Below are 19,364 nucleotides of genomic sequence, written 5' to 3' on the forward strand. Positions count from 1 at the left end.
GACCCCTTATACGGCCATCAGGTCCTTTTCTTTCTCTTCCGTGGCCTTGGTGATCTGGGCCTCGGCATCTTTGGTCAGCTTGTCGATATCGGCAACGGCGCGACGCTCTTCGTCTTCGCTGATTTCTTTGTCCTTGACCAGTTTCTTCAGGTCGCCCAGCGCATCACGGCGGATATTACGCACTGCAACCCGCGCATCTTCAGCCGCGCTGCGCGCCTGCTTGGTGAAGCCCTTGCGGGTTTCTTCGGTCAGGGCCGGCATGGAGATCAGCAGCAACTCACCCAGGTTGGTCGGGTTGAGGTTCAAGCCAGCGCTCTGGATGGCTTTGTCGACAGCGCCGAGCATGTTGCGCTCAAAAGCCACGACCTGCAGGGTGCGCGAGTCTTTTACGGTGATGTTGGCCACCTGGGTGATGGAGGTATCTGTGCCGTAGTACGGCACCATCACGCTACCCAGAATGCTTGGGTGAGCCTTACCGGTACGAATCTGACCAAACGCGTGGTTCAGAGACTCCAGGGATTTGTGCATACGCTCTTGAGCGTCTTTCTTGATTTCGTTGATCATTGTTGGCCTTCCTCGATCAGAGTCCCTTCCGCGCCGCCGTGTACGATATTCAGCAGGGCACCGGGCTTGTTCATGTTAAATACGCGCAGCGGCATCTTGTGGTCGCGGCACAGGCAAATAGCCGTCAGGTCCATCACACCCAGCTTGCGATCCAGCACTTCATCGTAGGTCAGATGATCGAACTTCTCGGCATGCGGGTCTTTGAATGGGTCGGCAGTGTAGACGCCATCCACCTTGGTGGCCTTGAGCACCACGTCGGCATCGATTTCGATGGCACGCAGGCAGGCAGCCGAGTCCGTGGTGAAGAACGGGTTGCCGGTACCGGCAGCAAAGATCACGACTTCTTTGGCGTTCAGGTGGCGCATGGCTTTGCGGCGATCATAGTGATCAGTCACGCCAACCATGGAAATAGCCGACATCACGATGGCCGAGATATTGGCGCGCTCCAGGGCGTCGCGCATAGCCAGGGCGTTCATCACAGTGGCCAGCATGCCCATGTGGTCGCCAGTGACACGATCCATACCGGCAGCACTCAGTGCCGCGCCACGGAACAGGTTACCACCGCCAATTACCAGGCCGACTTGTACGCCGATGCCGACCAGTTGGCCAACTTCGAGCGCCATGCGGTCGAGTACCTTGGGATCGATCCCGAACTCTTCCGAGCCCATCAGGGCCTCGCCGCTGAGCTTGAGTAGAATGCGTTTATAGCGAGCCTGATAACCACTGCCCTGCTGAGCCATTGCGAATCTCTCCTGCGGCGTATTTTTTAAAAATTCTTGGCGAGCCGTTTACGGCTTGCGTTCACTCTAGCTGGACGCTATCACAGCGCCATCGGAACACGGCTTTGTAAGCCAGTTCCGACAGGAAGCCAAATAAAATTGGCCTTCCCATTTGAAAAGAGGCTGCGCGCGTGAGCGGGCAGCCTCTTTCGGCGACAGTTGAAAACTGTCTTATTGCTTGGCGGCAGCCAGCTGGGCAGCAACTTCTTCAGCGAAGTTGTCGACCGGCTTCTCGATGCCCTCGCCTACTTTGTAGTAGGTGAAGGAAACGATTTCAGCACCGGCTTTCTTAGCCAGTTCGCCAACCTTGATTTCAGGGTTCTTGACGAACGCCTGCTCAACCAGGCTCGCTTCAGCCAGGAACTTGCTGATACGGCCTTTGATCATGTTTTCAACGATGTTTTCCGGCTTGCCGGCGATCTTGTCAGCGTTGAGGCTCAGGAACACGGCTTTTTCGCGTTCGATTGCGTCAGCGGAGACTTCCGATGGCAGCAGGAATTCAGGGTTGCTGGCCGCTACGTGCATAGCGATGTCTTTTGCCAGCTCAACGTCGCCGCCTTTCAGGGCAACCACAACGCCGATTTTGTTACCGTGCAGGTAACCGCCAACCACATCACCTTCGATGCGAGCCAGGCGACGGATGTTGACGTTTTCGCCAACCTTGCCGACCAGTACCAGGCGATCAGCTTCTTGAGCTTCGATCAACGGCTCAACAGTAGTCAGCTTGTCGTCGAATGCTTTCTTGACGCTGGCAGCAACGAATGCTTTGAAGTCGTCTTGCAGAGCCAGGAAGTCGGTCTGGGAGTTCACTTCCAGCAGAACGGCAGCCTTGCCGTCTTCAACCAGAGCGATAGCGCCTTCAGCAGCAACGTTGCCTGCTTTTTTGGCGGCCTTGATGGCGCCGGAAGCACGCATGTCGTCGATGGCTTTTTCGATGTCGCCGCCAGCCTTGGTCAAGGCCTTTTTGCAATCCATCATGCCTTCGCCGGTACGCTCACGCAGTTCTTTAACCAACGCTGCAGTAATCTCTGCCATTTCAAAATCCTCTTGGATAGGTTTTCAACCATTCCACCCGATCAAACGGGCGATCAATTCTTCCCGAATCACCCTTGTAGGCCGCTGCACGTTACAGAAGTTGTAGCTGCGCTGCCGACAAATGGTTTTCGAGGTGGCAAAAAGGGGGCCAAGCCCCCTTTTTGCTTACTGAGTCAACGCCAGGGCGCTAATTACTCAGCGGCAGCTACCGGAGCTTCTTCAACGAACTGCTCGGTACCACCAGCAACGTGGTTGCGACCACGGATTACAGCGTCAGCCATCGAACCCATGTACAGCTGGATAGCGCGGATTGCGTCATCATTGCCTGGGATGATGTAGTCAACGCCTTCCGGGCTGCTGTTGGTATCGACTACGCCGATAACCGGGATGCCCAGCTTGTTGGCTTCGGTGATCGCGATGCGCTCGTGATCAACGTCGATAACGAACAGTGCGTCAGGCAGACCGCCCATGTCCTTGATACCACCCAGGGAACGATCGAGCTTTTCCAGGTCGCGAGTGCGCATCAGCGCCTCTTTCTTGGTCAGCTTGGCGAAAGTACCGTCTTCGGCTTGCACTTCAAGGTCACGCAGACGCTTGATGGAAGCACGGATGGTTTTGAAGTTGGTCAGCATGCCGCCCAACCAGCGGTGATCGACGTACGGCGAACCGCAACGTGCTGCTTCTTCAGCAACGATCTTGCCAGCGGAGCGCTTGGTGCCGACGAACAGGATCTTGTTTTTGCCCTGGGCCAGACGCTCTACGAAAGTCAGAGCTTCGTTGAACATTGGCAGGGTTTTTTCAAGGTTGATAATGTGGATCTTGTTACGCGCGCCGAAAATGTATTTACCCATTTTCGGGTTCCAGTAACGGGTCTGGTGACCGAAGTGCACACCGGCCTTCAGCATATCGCGCATGTTGACTTGGGACATGATAGTTCCTTAATAAGTCGGGTTTGGCCTCCACGTATCCCAATGACCAACCAGCGGCTTCAAGCCTCCGGCACCCAGGTCATCGTGTCGACACGTGTGTGGATTTAAGCTTCGCGGGGCATCCCCGGAAAGCGGCGCATTTTATACCACACGAAGGACAAAAACGAAACCCGCAATCACATTTGCCGTGCTCCGCTTTTGCGTAACCCTTTGAATAGAGCCAATATGCCCCCACCTTGATAGACAGAAGCGATCATCAGAGGCTCATGATTTGCCGCCCACGTCTGTTAGAATCAGGTTTTTTGGGGCTTGTGCGAACTCTGCAACCTTTTGTCGCACGCCCGTAAACCGTATTGATTTCAGCGCGTCGCGCTAGAGAGAGCCTGTATGACCGTTAACTTGAAAACCGCCGAAGACATCGCAGGCATGCGCGTTGCCGGCAAACTGGCTGCCGACGTGCTGGAAATGATTGCCGAACACGTCAAACCCGGCGTCACCACCGAAGCCCTGGACCGCATTTGCCACGACTATATAGTCGACGTGCAGAAGGCCATCCCTGCCCCGCTCAACTACAAGGGCTTCCCCAAGTCGATTTGCACCTCGATCAACCACGTGGTCTGCCACGGAATTCCGGGCGACAAACCGTTGAAGGACGGCGACACCCTGAACATCGACGTCACTGTGATCAAGGATGGCTACCACGGCGACACCAGCCGCATGTTCCACGTCGGCACCGTTCCGGTCTGGGCTGAGCGCCTGTCCCAGGTCACCCAGGAATGCATGTATAAGGCTATCGAAATCGTCAAGCCCGGCTGCCGCCTGGGCGACATCGGTGAAGTGATCCAGAAGCACGCAGAAAAGAACGGCTTCTCGGTAGTCCGTGAATTCTGTGGCCACGGCATCGGCAAGGTGTTCCACGAAGAGCCGCAGATCCTGCACTACGGCCGCGCCGGCACCGGCATGGAGCTCAAGGCGGGCATGACCTTCACCATCGAGCCGATGATCAACCAGGGCAAGGCCGACACCAAGGTGCTGGGCGACGGCTGGACCGCCATCACCAAGGACCGCAAGCTCTCGGCTCAGTGGGAACACACCCTGCTGGTCACCGAGACCGGCTACGAGATCTTCACCCTGCGCGCAGACGACACGATTCCTCGCGTTTCGGCATGAGGGTTGCCTCGGTTTTCCAGCGACACCGTTGTGACTGACTCCATAGACAGATAGGAAAGCCGATCGATGCCCCAGGTGGACCCCGAACTCTTCGACCGCGGCCAGTTCCAGGCCGAACTGGCGCTGAAGGCAAGCCCCATCGCCGCCTTCAAGAAGGCTATCCGCCAGGCCCGCGAGGTGCTTGATGAGCGCTTTCGCAGCGGCCGCGACATTCGTCGGCTGATCGAAGATCGCGCCTGGTTCGTCGACAACCTCCTGCAAAAGGCCTGGGAGCAGTTCAGCTGGAGTGAAGACGCCGACATCGCCCTGGTGGCGGTCGGCGGCTACGGTCGCGGCGAGTTGCACCCCTACTCCGACATCGACCTGCTGATCCTGCTGGACAGCGCCGATCATGAGATCTTTCGCGATTCCATCGAGCGTTTTCTGACGCTGTTGTGGGACATCGGCCTGGAAGTCGGTCAGAGCGTGCGCTCTGTGGACGAGTGCGCCGAGGAGGCACGTGCCGACCTCACCGTGATCACCAACCTGATGGAAAGCCGCACCATCGCCGGCCCCGAACGCCTGCGCCAGCGCATGCTGGAGGTCACCAGCACCGCGCATATGTGGCCGAGCAAGGAGTTCTTCCTGGCCAAGCGTGCCGAGCAAAAAGCCCGCCACCACAAGTACAACGACACCGAATACAACCTTGAGCCCAACGTCAAAGGTTCACCGGGCGGGCTGCGCGATATCCAGACCATCCTGTGGGTTGCCCGTCGCCAATACGGCACCCTCAACCTGCGCGCCCTGGCAGGCGAGGGCTTTCTGGTCGAAAGCGAAAATGCCCTGTTGGCCTCGTCCCAGGAGTTTCTGTGGAAAGTGCGCTACGCCCTGCACATGCTCGCCGGGCGCTCCGAAGACCGCCTGCTGTTCGACCACCAGCGTTCCATTGCCACACTGCTGGGCTTTGAAGGCGAAGACGCAAAAACCAGCATCGAAAGCTTCATGCAGCAGTATTACCGCGTGGTCATGAGCATTGCCCAACTCAGCGACCTGATCATCCAGCACTTCGAAGAAGTGATTCTGGCGCCGGAAGACGAAGCCCCGCCGCAGCCGATCAACTCGCGCTTCCAACTGCACGACGGCTATATCGAGGCGCGCAACGACAATGTGTTCCGGCGCACGCCGTTCGCCATGCTGGAAATCTTCGTGCTGATGGCCCAGCAGCCGGAAATCAAAGGCGTACGCGCCGACACTATCCGTCTGCTGCGCGAAAACCGTCACCTGATCGACGATGACTTTCGCAACGACATCCGCAATACCAGCCTGTTTATCGAATTGTTCAAGTGCAAGATCGGCATCCACCGCAACCTGCGGCGCATGAATCGTTACGGCATCCTCGGCCGCTACCTGCCGGAGTTCGGCTTTATTGTCGGGCAGATGCAGCACGACCTGTTCCACATCTATACCGTCGACGCCCACACACTCAATTTGATCAAACACCTGCGTAAGTTGCAGTACACCCAGGTGTCAGAGAAATTCCCGCTGGCCAGCAAGCTCATGGCCAAGCTACCCAAGCCCGAGCTGATCTACCTGGCCGGCCTGTACCATGACATCGGCAAAGGCCGGCATGGCGACCACTCCGAAGTCGGCGCGGTTGATGCCGAAGCCTTCTGCCAGCGCCACCAACTGCCGCTGTGGGACAGCCGCCTGATCGTATGGCTGGTGCAGAACCACCTGGTGATGTCGACCACCGCCCAGCGCAAGGACCTGTCCGACCCGCAGGTGATTCACGACTTTGCCGGAATCGTCGGCGATGAAACTCGCCTCGATTACCTCTACGTGCTGACCGTCTCCGACATCAACGCCACCAACCCGACGCTGTGGAATTCCTGGCGCGCCAGCCTGTTGCGCCAGCTCTACACCGAGACCAAGCGCGCGCTGCGCCGTGGCCTGGAAAACCCGGTAGACCGCGAGGAGCAGATCCGCCGCACCCAAAGCGCGGCCCTGGATATCCTCGTGCGCGGTGGCAACGACCCGGATGACGTCGAGCAGCTGTGGTCGCAACTGGGCGATGATTACTTCCTGCGCCACACCGCCGGCGACGTGGCCTGGCACAGTGACGCAATCCTGCAACAGCCGGCCGACGGCGGCCCACTGGTGCTGATCAAGGAAACCACCCAGCGCGAGTTCGAGGGCGGCACGCAGATCTTCATCTACGCGCCCGACCAGCACGACTTCTTCGCCGTGACCGTGGCCGCCATGGACCAGCTCAACCTGAACATCCATGACGCGCGGGTTATCACCTCCAGCAGCCAGTTCACCCTCGACACCTATATTGTGCTCGACACCGATGGTGACTCGATCGGCGACAACCCGGCACGCGTGAAAAAGATTCGCGAAGGCCTTACCGAGGCTCTGCGCAACCCGGACGACTACCCGACCATTATCCAGCGTCGGGTACCGCGCCAGCTCAAACACTTTGCCTTTGCGCCTCAGGTGACCATTTCCAATGACGCCCAGCGCCCGGTGACGGTGCTGGAACTCAGCGCACCGGACCGCCCAGGCTTGCTGGCGCGCATCGGCGGGATCTTCCTGGAGTTCGACCTGTCGTTGCAAAACGCCAAGATTGCGACCCTGGGGGAGCGCGTGGAAGACGTGTTTTTCATTACCGACGCCGACAACCAGCCGCTGTCCGACCCGCAGCTGTGCCTGCGTTTGCAGGAAGCAATCGTGCAGCAATTGAGCGTGAGCCAGGAACCGGGCGTCGAGCTGACCAGACTGACCATTTGATTTTTAACATTGTGGACACGATTCATGTGGGAGCTGGCTTGCCTGCGATGCAGACACCTTGGTCTATCAGGCAGACCACAGTGATGCCATCGCAGGCAAGCCAGCTCCCACAGAGTGCGTGCTGACCGTAAGAGGCTTACATGAACAACGCCCTGAACCAGCTGCAGCCCTACCCGTTCGAGAAACTGCGCGCCCTGCTCGGCAGCGTCGCACCGAACCCGGACAAACGCCCGATCGCGCTGTCCATCGGCGAGCCGAAACACAAATCCCCAGCCTTCGTAGCCAAGGCCCTGGCGGACAACCTCGACCAGATGGCGGTGTACCCGAGCACCCTGGGCATCCCGGCCCTGCGTGAGGCCATCGGCGCCTGGTGCGAGCGGCGCTTTAACGTACCCAAAGGCTGGCTGGACCCGGCGCGCAACATTTTGCCGGTCAACGGCACCCGCGAGGCACTGTTTGCCTTCACCCAAACCGTGGTCAACCGCGCTGACGATGCACTGGTGGTCAGCCCGAACCCGTTCTACCAGATCTACGAAGGCGCTGCGTTCCTGGCCGGGGCCAAGCCGTATTACCTGCCGTGTCTGGACAGTAACGGTTTCAACCCGGATTTCGATGCGGTAACGCCAGACATCTGGAAACGCTGCCAGATCCTGTTCCTGTGCTCACCCGGCAACCCGACCGGCGCGTTGATCCCGGTCGACACCCTGAAAAAACTCATCGCCCTGGCCGACGAATATGACTTCGTGATCGCTGCCGACGAGTGCTACAGCGAGCTGTACTTCGACGAGCAGACCCCGCCGCCGGGCTTGCTCAGCGCCTGTGTGGAGCTGGGCCGCCAGGACTTCAAACGTTGCGTGGTGTTCCACAGCCTGTCCAAACGCTCCAACCTGCCAGGCCTGCGCTCGGGCTTCGTAGCCGGCGACGCCGATATCCTCAAGGCCTTTCTGCTGTACCGCACCTACCACGGCTGCGCGATGCCGGTGCAAACCCAGCTGGCCAGCATTGCGGCCTGGCAGGATGAAGCTCACGTGCTGGCCAACCGTGACCTGTACCGCGAGAAGTTCGACGCCGTGCTGGCGATCCTCAAGCCGGTGCTGGACGTACAAAGCCCGGATGGCGGCTTCTACTTGTGGCCGAATGTGAAGGGAGACGACGCCGCCTTCTGCCGCGACTTGTTCGTGGAAGAACACGTGACCGTCGTGCCGGGCTCATACCTGTCCCGCGAAGTCGACGGTTTCAACCCTGGTGCCGGTCGCGTACGCCTGGCGCTGGTGGCCCCGTTGGCGGAGTGTGTGGAAGCGGCGGAGCGGATTCGGGACTTTATCCAGCGCCGACAGTAATCCTGTCCAAACCCGCACTGTGCAATGCAGTGCGGGCGCTTGACTACGGAACCAACACTCCCTGGCACGCCACTACTGGGCATATTCCCACAGAGTAGAGAGCATGCATCTGACGACTCAATATCCAGGTAACTTATCAACCGGCCAGTCACCTGTGCTGCACAGTGAGCCCCCTGCCTCTGCATCCACCATCCGAGACAAAAGAGGACTCGCAGATACCAGCAAACGTTGGCCCGATGGCGTTGTCACCGTTGCGTTGGACCTGAGAGACAAAAAAAGTACCGCACTGGTCTTGGATGCGATCCGGGAATGGGCTCATAACACCCCGGCCCTTCAGTTTCGGGTAGTCAGCGGCAGAGAGGGCGACATTCGAATTTCTGATGACGAAGGCTACAAAGGGAACTGGTCGAAGATCGGCACCGACGCGAAAACCGTACCGACGAGCGAACCTACGATGCATTTGGAGAGGACCGACGACTCGACAGCATTCCGAGCGACGGCGCTGCATGAGTTCGGCCATGCCTTGGGGCTGTTACATGAACACCAAAACCCTGAGCATGAGATCAACTGGGACGAGGATGCTGTTTACGACGCTTATGCCAGTGAGCTTTTTCCAGAGGAACTTGTTTATAGCCAGATCCTGGAACTGCCTGCCGGCGGTCATTTACTGGTAACCGCCTACGACAGTAAGTCCATCATGCATTACGAATTCCCTGATTACGTAACGAGTGACGGAAAGGGGGTAGGTGCCAACAAACGGGTTTCAGAAGGTGATAAGGCAATCGCAAGGAAGCTATACGGCTCACTGTCCAACTGATTGCATCTGCGTGCCGGCCTACTGCATCACACCCAGATTCGCCTCACTCATATCCAGATCTGCCAACACTTCGCGTAATACGTCATCACCCATCTGGTGATGACGGCTCAAACTGAGCTAAGGGGCCAGCGCAACGCGGACGCTGTGCTGACTTACAGATGAGGTGATGTGTGCACTCACCACTGCGCAATGGAACTGCCTTCTCAAAAAAGACCACCTAATGCGCGGAGTTTTACATTGAATGGATGCTATTGCTCACAGAATCCAGAGATGACCTGATGATTAATAAGCTCACCCTGACTCCCACCGCCTACACTCAACCCGCGCCCGCTGATACTCAAATAGAACCACCCGCGACCATCAGGCGTACACGCGGCATCGCCAGCACCCGGTATTTATGGAAGCAGAACTCAACACTTAATATCTCACTGTTCGACATGCCGGAAAAAGCCAAAGACTATGTGAAGAAAAATATTCTCCTATGGCAACCGTATACCAACCTTAAGTTCAACTTCATTACCAGCAATGATGGCGACATCAGAATCTCCGGCACCAAAAAAGAATCAACGAGCCACTCCGTCGTAGGCACGCTGGCAACAAGAGTCCCAAAAGACCAGCCTACAATGCACATAGACCTGCTTCAAACCGCTGATATGCTCAACCATGCAATACGGCACGAGTTCGGGCACGCACTGGGCCTGGAGCATGAACATGATCACCCGGATCATCCGGTGCACTGGGACAGGACAAAGCTGGACAAGGAAGCTGAAAGAATTGGGCTTTCAAAGGCCGAAGAAGAATTCGACTTTCTAACTGTCTTAGATCCCAGCACCACCACCCGCTCAGCGTATGACCCGCAATCAATCATGCACTACAGAGTCCCAGCATGGTTTACGACGGATGGCGTTGACGTTCCCTTTAACGAGGAAATATCTGAAGGTGATAAAAAATTCATGGCCCTCCTTTATCCGCCCGCTCCCGAATCGACAACCCCCTCATCGAATTGACGACTCGAACAAGTGACCCCGCGCGAATTTTGGATCGCCTTTACGCCGCTAACCACCACTGCGCTTACGCCTAGAAATCGGTAAGTAGCCGCGATTGAGTCGCGCTGCGGCGCGGCTCATTTCAAGGTTCCTAAATTCGCCTCACTCATGTCCAGGTCCGCCAATACCTCGCGTAATACGTCATCACCAATCTGGTGATGACGGCTCAAACTGTACAATTCCAAACGCTGCGCGCGCAGGGCCTTGAGGCGTAACTTGCGTTCAAGCAGGTCCATCTGATGCGCCAGCGCCTGGGCTTCGGCCGAGTCGTTAAACACCTCCAGTTGATGACGATATTCCGACATCAGGCGCGCCTTGAGCTCAGCGGCCAGCGCGGCTTGGGCGGCGTCCTGGGTTTCGCTCTCTGCAGGTTCTTCAGCTTCAAGGGCATGGATGGCAGCCACGGCGGTCTTTTTCCACGCCTCGCGCACTTCGTTATGGCGCTTTTCATCCGGGCTCTGCTCGATGCCACGCAGCAGCAATGGCAACGCGATACAGGCGGCGACCAGCGACAACAGGATCACACCGGCAGCGATGAAAATCAGCAGGTCGCGCTCCGGGAAATCCTGGCCCGGCGCCAGCAGTAAGGGCACCGACATCACACCCGCCAGGGTGACAGCACCGCGCACGCCGCCAACAGTCAACAGCCAGCAGGAACGGGCAGTCGGTACTAAAGTCAGCTCACTTTTCCCACGCAGCCTTCTAAGCAGGCCCGACAAACGCCAGATGCTTTGCACCCAGATAAAGCGCAGCACCACCAGCACCAGGAAGATCGCAACCACATCCAGGCAGCGATACAGCAGCGTTGGCCACAGCGTCGGCTCGTGGCTGACCACAGCCTTGATGATGTCCGGCAGTTGCAGGCCTAACAGCAGGAAAATCAGGCCATTAAACGCAAACTCCAGCAACGACCAGACACTGCGGTTGAGCAAGCGCGTACTGGTCTGGCGCGGCAGCAGGTCCAACCAGCTTTGCATCATGCCCGCCGCCACCGCCGACAGAATCCCCGATGCGCCCAGGCGCTCGGCCAGCACATAGGCTGCGAACGGCAACAGCAACATAAACACCACATGGGTCGCAGGGTCGTCCCAGCCACGGGCAATCATCCAGGCGCGTAAACGGCCGACCAACCAGCTCAGCGCCACGCCTACCGCGAGGCCGCCCACCGCCACCAACACAAAAGTCAGGCTGGCATCCGCCAGGGAAAATACGCCAGTCAACGCGGCCGCCAGGGCGAACTTAAAGGTCACCAGGCCCGACGCGTCATTCATCAGCGCCTCACCTTGAAGCATATGCATCAAAGGTTTTGGCAGGCGATTTTGGGAAATGGCCGACACCGCCACGGCGTCAGTCGGGGACAATACGGCCGCCAAGGCGAAAGCCACCGGCAACGGGATCGTGGGCAATATCCAATGAATGAAGTAACCGGCACCGACCACGGTAAACAACACCAGCCCCACCGCCAGCGTCAGGATGGGCCCACGCAGGCGCCACAATTCGCGCTTGGGCATGCGCCAGCCATCGGAGAACAGCAACGGCGGCAGGAACAGAAACAGGAACAGCTCCGGGTCCAGCGCTACGTGCAGGCCCAGCGTCGGCCAGGCCAGCAAGGCGCCGGCGGCGATCTGCACCAAGGGCAATGGCAGGGGAATAATGCGCCCGACAAGGCGCGAAACGCTGACCAGCATCAGCAGGATAAGAACGGTGTAGGCGGTTTGCATAACGCGGGTTTCCCGGACAATCGACTTGCTATGACACCGATCTGGCAACAACGGGCCGTTGAAGTGCCATATTAAACGGCTATGTTAGCCGCTTGGCTGCGCCACGGCTTTTGCACATAAGTCGCACTGAAGCATCGGCAAGTATGACGAGCGGCACCCAAACCCGCTGGTCGTGGCATAATCCGTGACCTTTAACTTTCATACGTCCAAAGGGGGGCAATTCCTTGACCGCTTCAAGCAAAACCTTGCACCTTTTCGGCATCAAAGCCTGCGACACCATGAAAAAGGCGCGCACCTGGCTCGATGAGCACGCTGTGAGCTATGAGTTCCACGACTACAAAACGGCCGGTATCGACCGCGAACACTTGACCCAATGGTGCAATGAGCACGGTTGGCAGGTGGTTTTGAACCGTGCGGGCACCACCTTTCGCAAACTCGAAGACGAACGCAAAGCCGATCTCGATCAGTCGAAAGCCATTGAATTGATGCTCGCACAACCCTCGATGATCAAGCGCCCGGTGCTCGATCTCGGAGACAGAACCCTGATTGGCTTCAAGCCAGAAAGTTATTCGGCGGCCCTCAAGTAGGCCAGCCTTCCATTTTTGTAGAGGTAACAGCATGTCCAATTCCCTGTTCAGCCTGGGCTTCGGCGTCGGCACTCAGAACCGCCAAGGTGCTTGGCTGGAAGTGTTTTACGCACAACCGCTGCTCAACCCGTCGGCCGAGATCGTGGCCGCCATCGCGCCGATCCTCGGTTACTCCGAAGGCAACCAGGCCATTACCTTCACCGTGAGCCAGGCGCTGCAACTGGCTGACGCGCTCAAAGGTGTCGACACGGCCCAGGCCGCGTTGCTCAGCCGCCTGGCTGAAAGCCACACGCCGCTGGTCGCCACCCTGTTGGCCGAAGACGCCGCGCTGACCTCCACGCCTGAGGCCTACCTCAAGCTGCACCTGCTGTCCCATCGCCTGGTCAAGCCCCACGGCCTGAGCCTGGTTGGTGTGTTCCCACAGTTGCCGAACGTGGCGTGGACCAGCCAGGGCGCAATCGACATCAACGAATTGGCCGAGCGCCAACTGGAAGCACGCCTGCGTGGCGATCTGCTGGAAGTGTTCTCGGTGGACAAGTTTCCGAAAATGACTGACTACGTAGTGCCAACCGGTGTGCGTATCGCTGATGCCGCGCGTATCCGCCTGGGTGCCTACGTGGGCGAAGGCACCACCGTGATGCACGAAGGTTTCGTCAATTTCAACGGCGGCACCGAAGGCCCGGGCATGATCGAAGGCCGTGTATCGGCAGGTGTATTCGTCGGCAAGGGTTCGGACCTGGGTGGCGGCTGCTCCACCATGGGCACCCTGTCGGGCGGCGGCAACATCGTGATCAAGGTCGGCGAAGAGTGCCTGATCGGCGCCAACGCCGGTATCGGTATCCCGCTGGGCGACCGCAATACCGTGGAATCGGGCCTGTACGTGACTGCCGGCACCAAGGTTGCCCTGCTCGACGAGCACAACCAACTGGTCAAAGTGGTCAAGGCGCGCGAACTGGCCGGCCAGCCGGACCTGCTGTTCCGCCGCAATTCCCAGACCGGTGCCGTGGAGTGCAAAACCCACAAATCGGCGATCGAACTGAACGAAGCGCTGCACGCTCACAACTAAGCAGCCACTCGATGCCACTAGCGGGCCGCACCTTCGGGTTGCGGCTCGCTCATACGAGTTTTGATGACCATGCTTGTGCCCTCTCCCTGGCGCGCCGATTTCCCGGCCATCGCCACCCTGCAACGGCAAGACCAGGCCTACCTGGACAACGCCGCCACCACGCAAAAACCTCTAGCCTTGTTGGACGCCATCAGCCATTACTACGCCAATGGCGCAGCCAATGTGCACCGTGCCCAGCATTTGCCGGGTGCCCACGCGACCCAGGCGTTTGAAGACAGTCGCAGCAAGGTCGCGCAGTGGTTGAACGCAGGTGATAACGGGCAGATCGTATTTACCCACGGCGCAACGTCTGCGCTGAACCTCTTGGCCTATGGCCTGGAGCACTTATTCAATGCGGGCGATGAGATTGTCATCAGCGCCCTGGAACACCACGCCAACCTGCTGCCCTGGCAGCAACTGGCCAAGCGTCGCGCGCTGACGCTGGTGGTATTGCCCCTTGGCGATGATGGCGTGATTGACCTGCAAGCCGCCGCCGAACTGATCAGCCCGCGTACGCGCTTGCTGGCAGTGAGCCAGCTGTCCAACGTGCTCGGCGCCTGGCAACCCTTGCAAGCCTTGCTGCCAATGGCCAAGGCTCACGGCGCCTTGACCGTGGTCGATGGCGCCCAAGGCATTGTCCATGGCCGCCACGACGTACAGGCGCTGGGTTGCGACTTCTACGTGTTTTCCAGCCATAAGCTCTACGGCCCGGACGGCGTCGGCGTGCTGTATGGCCGCAACGAAGCGCTGCATCACCTGCTCCACTGGCAGTTCGGCGGCGAGATGGTGCAGCAGGCCGAGTATCAAAGTGCAAGCTTTCGCCCTGCCCCCTTGGGTTTCGAAGCCGGCACGCCGCCGATTGCGAGTGTGATCGGCCTGGGCGCCACGCTGGATTACCTGAATTCGCTGGACCAACCGGCCGTGGTCGCCCATGAAGCAGCCCTGCATGACTACCTGCTGCGTGGCCTGAAAGCACGCAATGGCGTGCGCGTACTCGGCTCGCCCCAGGTGGCACTCGCCAGTTTCGTGGTGGATGGCGTGCATAACGCCGACCTGGCTCACCTGCTCACCGAGCAAGGCATTGCCGTGCGGGCCGGGCACCACTGTGCAATGCCGTTGCTCAAGGCCATGCACTTGTCGGGGGCGATCCGTGTGTCCCTGGCGCTGTACAACGACTCCGATGACCTGGAACGCTTCTTTGAAGCGCTGGACCAGGCACTGGATATGCTGCGATGAGCTTGCCTGTGGATGCCATCAGCGCGCTTGAGTCGTTTCAGGCAGTAGGCAGTTGGGAACAGCGCGCCCGCATGCTGATGCAATGGGGCGAGCGGTTGCCGGCGTTGGCGGATGACGAGAAGGTCGAGGCCAACCTGGTACAGGGCTGTGAAAGCCTGGTGTGGTTGGTCGCCCGCTTACAGGGCGGCCATTGGCAGTTTGCCGCGAGCAGTGATGCGCGAATGATCCGAGGGTTGGTGGCGTTGCTGCTGGCACGAGTCAATGGGTTGTCGGCAAGTGAGTTGCAGGCGGTTGACTTGCCGGACTGGTTCAATCAACTGGGGCTTTCGCGCCAGCTGTCCCCATCGCGCAGCAATGGTCTTAATGCCGTCTTGCAGCGCATGCGCGAATTAAGCCGTACACAACACTAAATGTGGGGCTTGTGTGGGAGCTGGCTTGCCTGCGATGCAGGCGCCTCGGTCTATCAGTCAGACCGCGGTGAGGCTATCGCAGGCAACCCAGCTCCCACATTAGCCAGCTTCCACCGGTTAAGCGTGTGCTCGGCAGTGAGATTCAGTCAGGCTTGATTCGCTCCGACGGCCTGCGCACCCCGGCCACAATCTTGTCCACCGCCTTGGTCGCCGCCACCATGCCGAACGTGGCCGTGACCATCATCACCGCGCCAAACCCGCCCGCACAGTCCAGCTTCACGCCATCACCGACAAAACTCTTCTGCAAACAGATGCTGCCGTCGGGCTTGGGATAGCGCAGTTGCTCGGTAGAGAACACACACGGCACGCTGTAATGGCGGGTCACGGTGCGCGAAAAGCCGTAGTCGCGGCGTAGCGTGGAGCGCACTTTCGAGGCCAGTGGGTCGTTGAAGGTGCGGTTCAGGTCGCAGACCTGGATCAACGTCGGGTCGATCTGCCCGCCGGCGCCGCCGGTGGTGATGATCTGGATCTTACGGCGCTTGCACCAGGCAATCAGCGCCGCCTTGGCGTTGACCGCATCGATGCAGTCGATCACGCAATCGATGTTCGGGGTGATGTATTCGGCCATGGTGTCACGGGTTACGAAGTCCGCCACCGCGTGCACCGTGCAGTCCGGGTTGATGCCGCGCAGGCGCTCTGCCATGACCTCGACCTTGGGCTTGCCGACGGTGCTGTCCAAGGCGTGCAACTGACGGTTGCTGTTGCTGACGCAGACATCGTCCAGGTCAAACAGCGAGATTTCACCCACGCCGCATCGGGCCATGGCTTCCGCTGCCCAGGAACCCACGCCGCCGACGCCGACGATCGCCACATGGGCCGCTTTCAAGCGTTCCAGGCCTTCAATGCCATACAAGCGGGCGACGCCTGCAAACCGCGGATCTTCTGTGCTCATGACCATTACCCCAAAAACCGGCGCGCATTATGGACTACATGGCGACAAGATCGAAGCTACAAGCTACAAGTAAAGAACTTAGAGGGTCTTTCGCTGACTAACGTCCGGCTTTTCTCTGTCTGCTGTACGCTCAGTTAAAGGCCGGTGTAGGATGCGCGCCGTTCGGCGTAGGCCGGCACCTCTTTTCGTTCCACACCCTTTGGAACCCGAAATAGCCATGTCATCGCGTAAATTTGGACTCAACCTGGTGGTAGTGCTGGCAATTGCCGCGCTGTTTACCGGCTTCTGGGCGCTGATCAACCGCCCGGTCACCACCCCTAACTGGCCTGAACAGATCTCCGGGTTCTCCTACTCGCCGTTCCAACAAGGCCAGTTCCCGCAGAAAGACCAGTACCCCACCGACGAACAGATGCGCCAGGACCTGGCGATCATGAGCAAGCTGACGGACAACATCCGTACTTACTCGGTCGACGGCACCCTGGGCGATATCCCCAAACTTGCCGAGGAGTTCGGCCTGCGTGTGACCCTGGGGATCTGGATCAGCCCGGACCTGGAACGCAACGAGCGTGAAATCCAGCGCGCCATCGAGATCGCCAACACCTCGCGCAGCGTTGTGCGCGTGGTGGTCGGTAACGAGGCGTTGTTCCGTGAGGAAATCACTCCAGAGGCGCTGATCGTGCTGCTGGACCGAGTGCGCGCCGCCGTGAAAGTACCGGTGACGACCTCCGAGCAATGGCATATCTGGGAAAAGAACCCGCAACTGGCCAAGCACGTCGACTTGATCGCCGCGCACATCCTGCCGTTCTGGGAGTTCATCCCGATGGACAAGGCCGGCCAGTACGTACTGGACCGTGCCCGGGACCTGAAAAAGCTGTTCCCGAAAAAACCGCTGCTGCTCTCGGAAGTGGGCTGGCCGAGCAACGGCCGTATGCGCGGTGGCAATGAAACTTCGCCGGCAGACCAGGCGATTTACCTGCGCACGCTGGTCAACAAGCTCAACCGCCAGGGTTACAACTACTTCGTGATCGAGGCCTTCGACCAGCCGTGGAAAGTCAGCGACGAAGGCTCGGCGGGCGCTTATTGGGGCGTGTACAACGCCGCACGCCAGCAGAAATTCAACTTTGAAGGACCGGTCGTCGCGATCCCGCAATGGCGCGTGCTGGCCATCGGCTCGGTGGTGCTGGCGCTGCTGTCGCTGACCCTGCTGATGATCGACGGCTCGGCCCTGCGCCAGCGTGGTCGCACCTTCCTGACCTTTATCGCGTTCCTTTGCGGTTCGGTATTGGTGTGGATCGGCTACGACTACAGCCAGCAATACAGCACCTGGTTCAGTGTGACGGTTGGCATCTTGCTGGCCCTTGGCGCGTTGGGCGTGTTTATCGTATTGCTCACCGAAGCCCACGAACTGGCGGAAGCAGTGTGGACCCACAAGCGCCGGCGTGAATTCCTGCCGGTGGAAGGTGACTCGCACTACCGGCCGAAAGTCTCGATCCATGTGCCGTGCTACAACGAGCCGCCAGAGATGGTCAAACAGACCCTCGACGCCCTGGCCGCCCTCGATTACCCGGACTTCGAAGTTCTGATCATCGACAACAACACCAAAGACCCAGCCGTCTGGGAGCCGGTGCGTGACTACTGCGAAACCCTCGGCCCGCGCTTCAAGTTCTTCCACGTATCGCCCCTGGCCGGTTTCAAGGGCGGCGCGCTGAACTACCTGATCCCGCACACCGCCAAGGATGCCGAAGTGATCGCGGTGATCGACTCCGACTACTGCGTGTCGCCCAACTGGCTCAAGCACATGGTGCCGCACTTCGCCGACCCGAAAATCGCCGTGGTGCAGTCGCCGCAGGATTACCGCGACCAGAACGAAAGCACCTTCAAGAAGCTCTGCTACGCCGAATACAAAGGCTTCTTCCATATCGGCATGGTCACCCGTAACGACCGTGACGCGATCATCCAGCACGGCACCATGACCATGACCCGCCGCTCGGTGCTCGAAGAACTCGGTTGGGCCGACTGGTGCATCTGCGAAGACGCCGAACTCGGCCTGCGGGTATTCGAGAAAGGCCTGTCGGCGGCGTATTACCACGATAGCTACGGCAAGGGCTTGATGCCGGATACCTTTATCGACTTCAAGAAGCAGCGTTTCCGCTGGGCCTACGGTGCGATCCAGATCATCAAGCGCCACACCGCCAGCCTGTTGCGCGGCAAGGGCACTGAGCTGACCCGTGGCCAGCGTTACCACTTCCTCGCGGGCTGGTTGCCGTGGGTGGCAGATGGCATGAACATCTTCTTCACCGTCGGCGCCCTGTTGTGGTCGGCGGCGATGATCATCGTGCCCACCCGTGTCGACCCGCCGCTGTTGATTTTCGCGATCCCGCCGTTGGCGTTGTTTGTGTTCAAGGTCGGCAAGATCATCTTCCTTTACCGCCGTGCGGTAGGTGTGAACCTCAAAGACGCGTTCTGCGCGGCGCTGGCCGGGTTGGCGTTGTCGCACACCATCGCCAAGGCGGTGCTGTATGGCTTCTTCACCACCAGTATTCCGTTCTTTCGCACACCGAAAAACGCCGATAACCACGGCTTCTGGGTGGCGATTTCCGAAGCCCGCGAAGAGATGTTCATCATGTTGCTGTTGTGGGGCGCCGCACTGGGGATTTATCTGGTGCAAGGCCTGCCGAGCAATGACATACGCTTCTGGGTGGTGATGCTGCTGGTGCAATCGCTGCCGTATGTGGCGGCGCTGATCATGGCGTTCCTGTCGTCGCTGCCAAAACCTGCACCTAAGGTTGAGCCGGCAACCGCTGAGTAAAAACGTGCGCAATGCACTAAACGGCGGCCTCTGGCCGCCGTTTTGCTATAAGATAACGGCCGTTTTGCGAGACTTGGCCAGGCCCTGCTTTCTGT

General features: G+C 59.1%; 16 protein-coding genes. 10 read left to right on the plus strand and 6 right to left on the minus strand.

Features of this window, described 5'->3' with window-relative positions; all coding sequences use genetic code 11:
• Positions 1-6: 6 nt before the first annotated feature.
• The 4 genes from frr to rpsB form a co-directional block, all read right to left on the minus strand.
• Entirely contained in the window at positions 7-564 is a 558-nt protein-coding gene (gene frr, locus P5706_RS26155; RefSeq protein ID WP_065886088.1) for a ribosome recycling factor, read from the minus strand.
• A complete protein-coding gene (pyrH, locus tag P5706_RS26160) occupies positions 561-1,304 on the minus strand; it encodes a UMP kinase (protein WP_003172271.1) in 744 nt (247 codons plus the stop codon). Before pyrH ends, frr begins: the two co-directional genes overlap by 4 nt.
• 210 nt (positions 1,305-1,514) lie before the next feature.
• Positions 1,515-2,378: a translation elongation factor Ts gene (gene tsf, locus P5706_RS26165; protein WP_053254736.1), complete on the minus strand. Its 864-nt coding sequence runs from the start codon at positions 2,376-2,378 to the stop codon at positions 1,515-1,517.
• 191 nt (positions 2,379-2,569) lie between these two features.
• On the minus strand, positions 2,570-3,307 hold the full coding sequence (gene rpsB / locus P5706_RS26170) for a 30S ribosomal protein S2 (protein ID WP_003219330.1): 738 nt from the start codon (positions 3,305-3,307) through the stop codon (positions 2,570-2,572).
• Positions 3,308-3,694: 387 nt separating this feature from the next.
• Here rpsB and map point away from each other — a divergent pair, with 387 nt between their 5' ends.
• The 5 genes from map (at position 3,695) to P5706_RS26195 (ending at position 10,410) form a co-directional block, all read left to right on the plus strand.
• Positions 3,695-4,477 (plus strand): type I methionyl aminopeptidase, encoded by a 783-nt coding sequence (map, locus tag P5706_RS26175; protein WP_138816458.1) that lies wholly within the window; start codon positions 3,695-3,697, stop codon positions 4,475-4,477.
• Positions 4,478-4,543: 66 nt separating this feature from the next.
• The gene (locus tag P5706_RS26180) at positions 4,544-7,246 is read left to right on the plus strand and encodes a [protein-PII] uridylyltransferase (protein ID WP_285682971.1); all 2,703 of its coding nucleotides are present in this window, start codon (positions 4,544-4,546) and stop codon (positions 7,244-7,246) included.
• A 140-nt stretch (positions 7,247-7,386) separates the two neighbouring features.
• A complete protein-coding gene (gene dapC / locus P5706_RS26185) occupies positions 7,387-8,586 on the plus strand; it encodes a succinyldiaminopimelate transaminase (protein WP_285682974.1) in 1,200 nt (399 codons plus the stop codon).
• A 103-nt stretch (positions 8,587-8,689) separates the two neighbouring features.
• The gene (locus tag P5706_RS26190; RefSeq protein ID WP_285682976.1) at positions 8,690-9,403 is read left to right on the plus strand and encodes a M12 family metallopeptidase; all 714 of its coding nucleotides are present in this window, start codon (positions 8,690-8,692) and stop codon (positions 9,401-9,403) included.
• A 278-nt stretch (positions 9,404-9,681) separates the two neighbouring features.
• Positions 9,682-10,410, plus strand: coding sequence for a M12 family metallopeptidase (locus tag P5706_RS26195; RefSeq protein WP_285682978.1), 729 nt, complete (start codon positions 9,682-9,684; stop codon positions 10,408-10,410).
• 116 nt (positions 10,411-10,526) lie between these two features.
• On the opposite strand, the gene P5706_RS26200 is transcribed toward P5706_RS26195, so the two are convergent.
• The gene (locus P5706_RS26200; protein WP_200433321.1) at positions 10,527-12,170 is read right to left on the minus strand and encodes a Na+/H+ antiporter; all 1,644 of its coding nucleotides are present in this window, start codon (positions 12,168-12,170) and stop codon (positions 10,527-10,529) included.
• A gap of 278 nt (positions 12,171-12,448) precedes the next feature.
• On the opposite strand from P5706_RS26200, the gene P5706_RS26205 reads away from it, so the two are divergent.
• From P5706_RS26205 to P5706_RS26220, 4 genes are all read left to right on the plus strand, one after another.
• Positions 12,449-12,757, plus strand: a complete 309-nt coding sequence (locus P5706_RS26205; protein WP_231984831.1) for an arsenate reductase — start codon at positions 12,449-12,451, stop codon at positions 12,755-12,757.
• A 31-nt stretch (positions 12,758-12,788) separates the two neighbouring features.
• Entirely contained in the window at positions 12,789-13,823 is a 1,035-nt protein-coding gene (gene dapD / locus P5706_RS26210; protein WP_285682980.1) for a 2,3,4,5-tetrahydropyridine-2,6-dicarboxylate N-succinyltransferase, read from the plus strand.
• A 69-nt stretch (positions 13,824-13,892) separates the two neighbouring features.
• Positions 13,893-15,098: an aminotransferase class V-fold PLP-dependent enzyme gene (locus tag P5706_RS26215; protein WP_285684899.1), complete on the plus strand. Its 1,206-nt coding sequence runs from the start codon at positions 13,893-13,895 to the stop codon at positions 15,096-15,098.
• On the plus strand, positions 15,095-15,508 hold the full coding sequence (locus tag P5706_RS26220; RefSeq protein WP_285682982.1) for a SufE family protein: 414 nt from the start codon (positions 15,095-15,097) through the stop codon (positions 15,506-15,508). Before P5706_RS26215 ends, P5706_RS26220 begins: the two co-directional genes overlap by 4 nt.
• A 142-nt stretch (positions 15,509-15,650) precedes the next feature.
• On the opposite strand, the gene tcdA is transcribed toward P5706_RS26220, so the two are convergent.
• On the minus strand, positions 15,651-16,466 hold the full coding sequence (gene tcdA, locus P5706_RS26225; protein ID WP_285682984.1) for a tRNA cyclic N6-threonylcarbamoyladenosine(37) synthase TcdA: 816 nt from the start codon (positions 16,464-16,466) through the stop codon (positions 15,651-15,653).
• A gap of 211 nt (positions 16,467-16,677) precedes the next feature.
• Here tcdA and P5706_RS26230 point away from each other — a divergent pair, with 211 nt between their 5' ends.
• Positions 16,678-19,269: a glycosyltransferase gene (locus P5706_RS26230; protein ID WP_285682986.1), complete on the plus strand. Its 2,592-nt coding sequence runs from the start codon at positions 16,678-16,680 to the stop codon at positions 19,267-19,269.
• The last annotated feature ends 95 nt before the right edge of the window (positions 19,270-19,364 follow it).

Source organism: Pseudomonas sp. ChxA, assembly GCF_030263855.1.
Classification (GTDB): Bacteria; Pseudomonadota; Gammaproteobacteria; order Pseudomonadales; family Pseudomonadaceae; genus Aquipseudomonas; species Aquipseudomonas fluorescens_CB.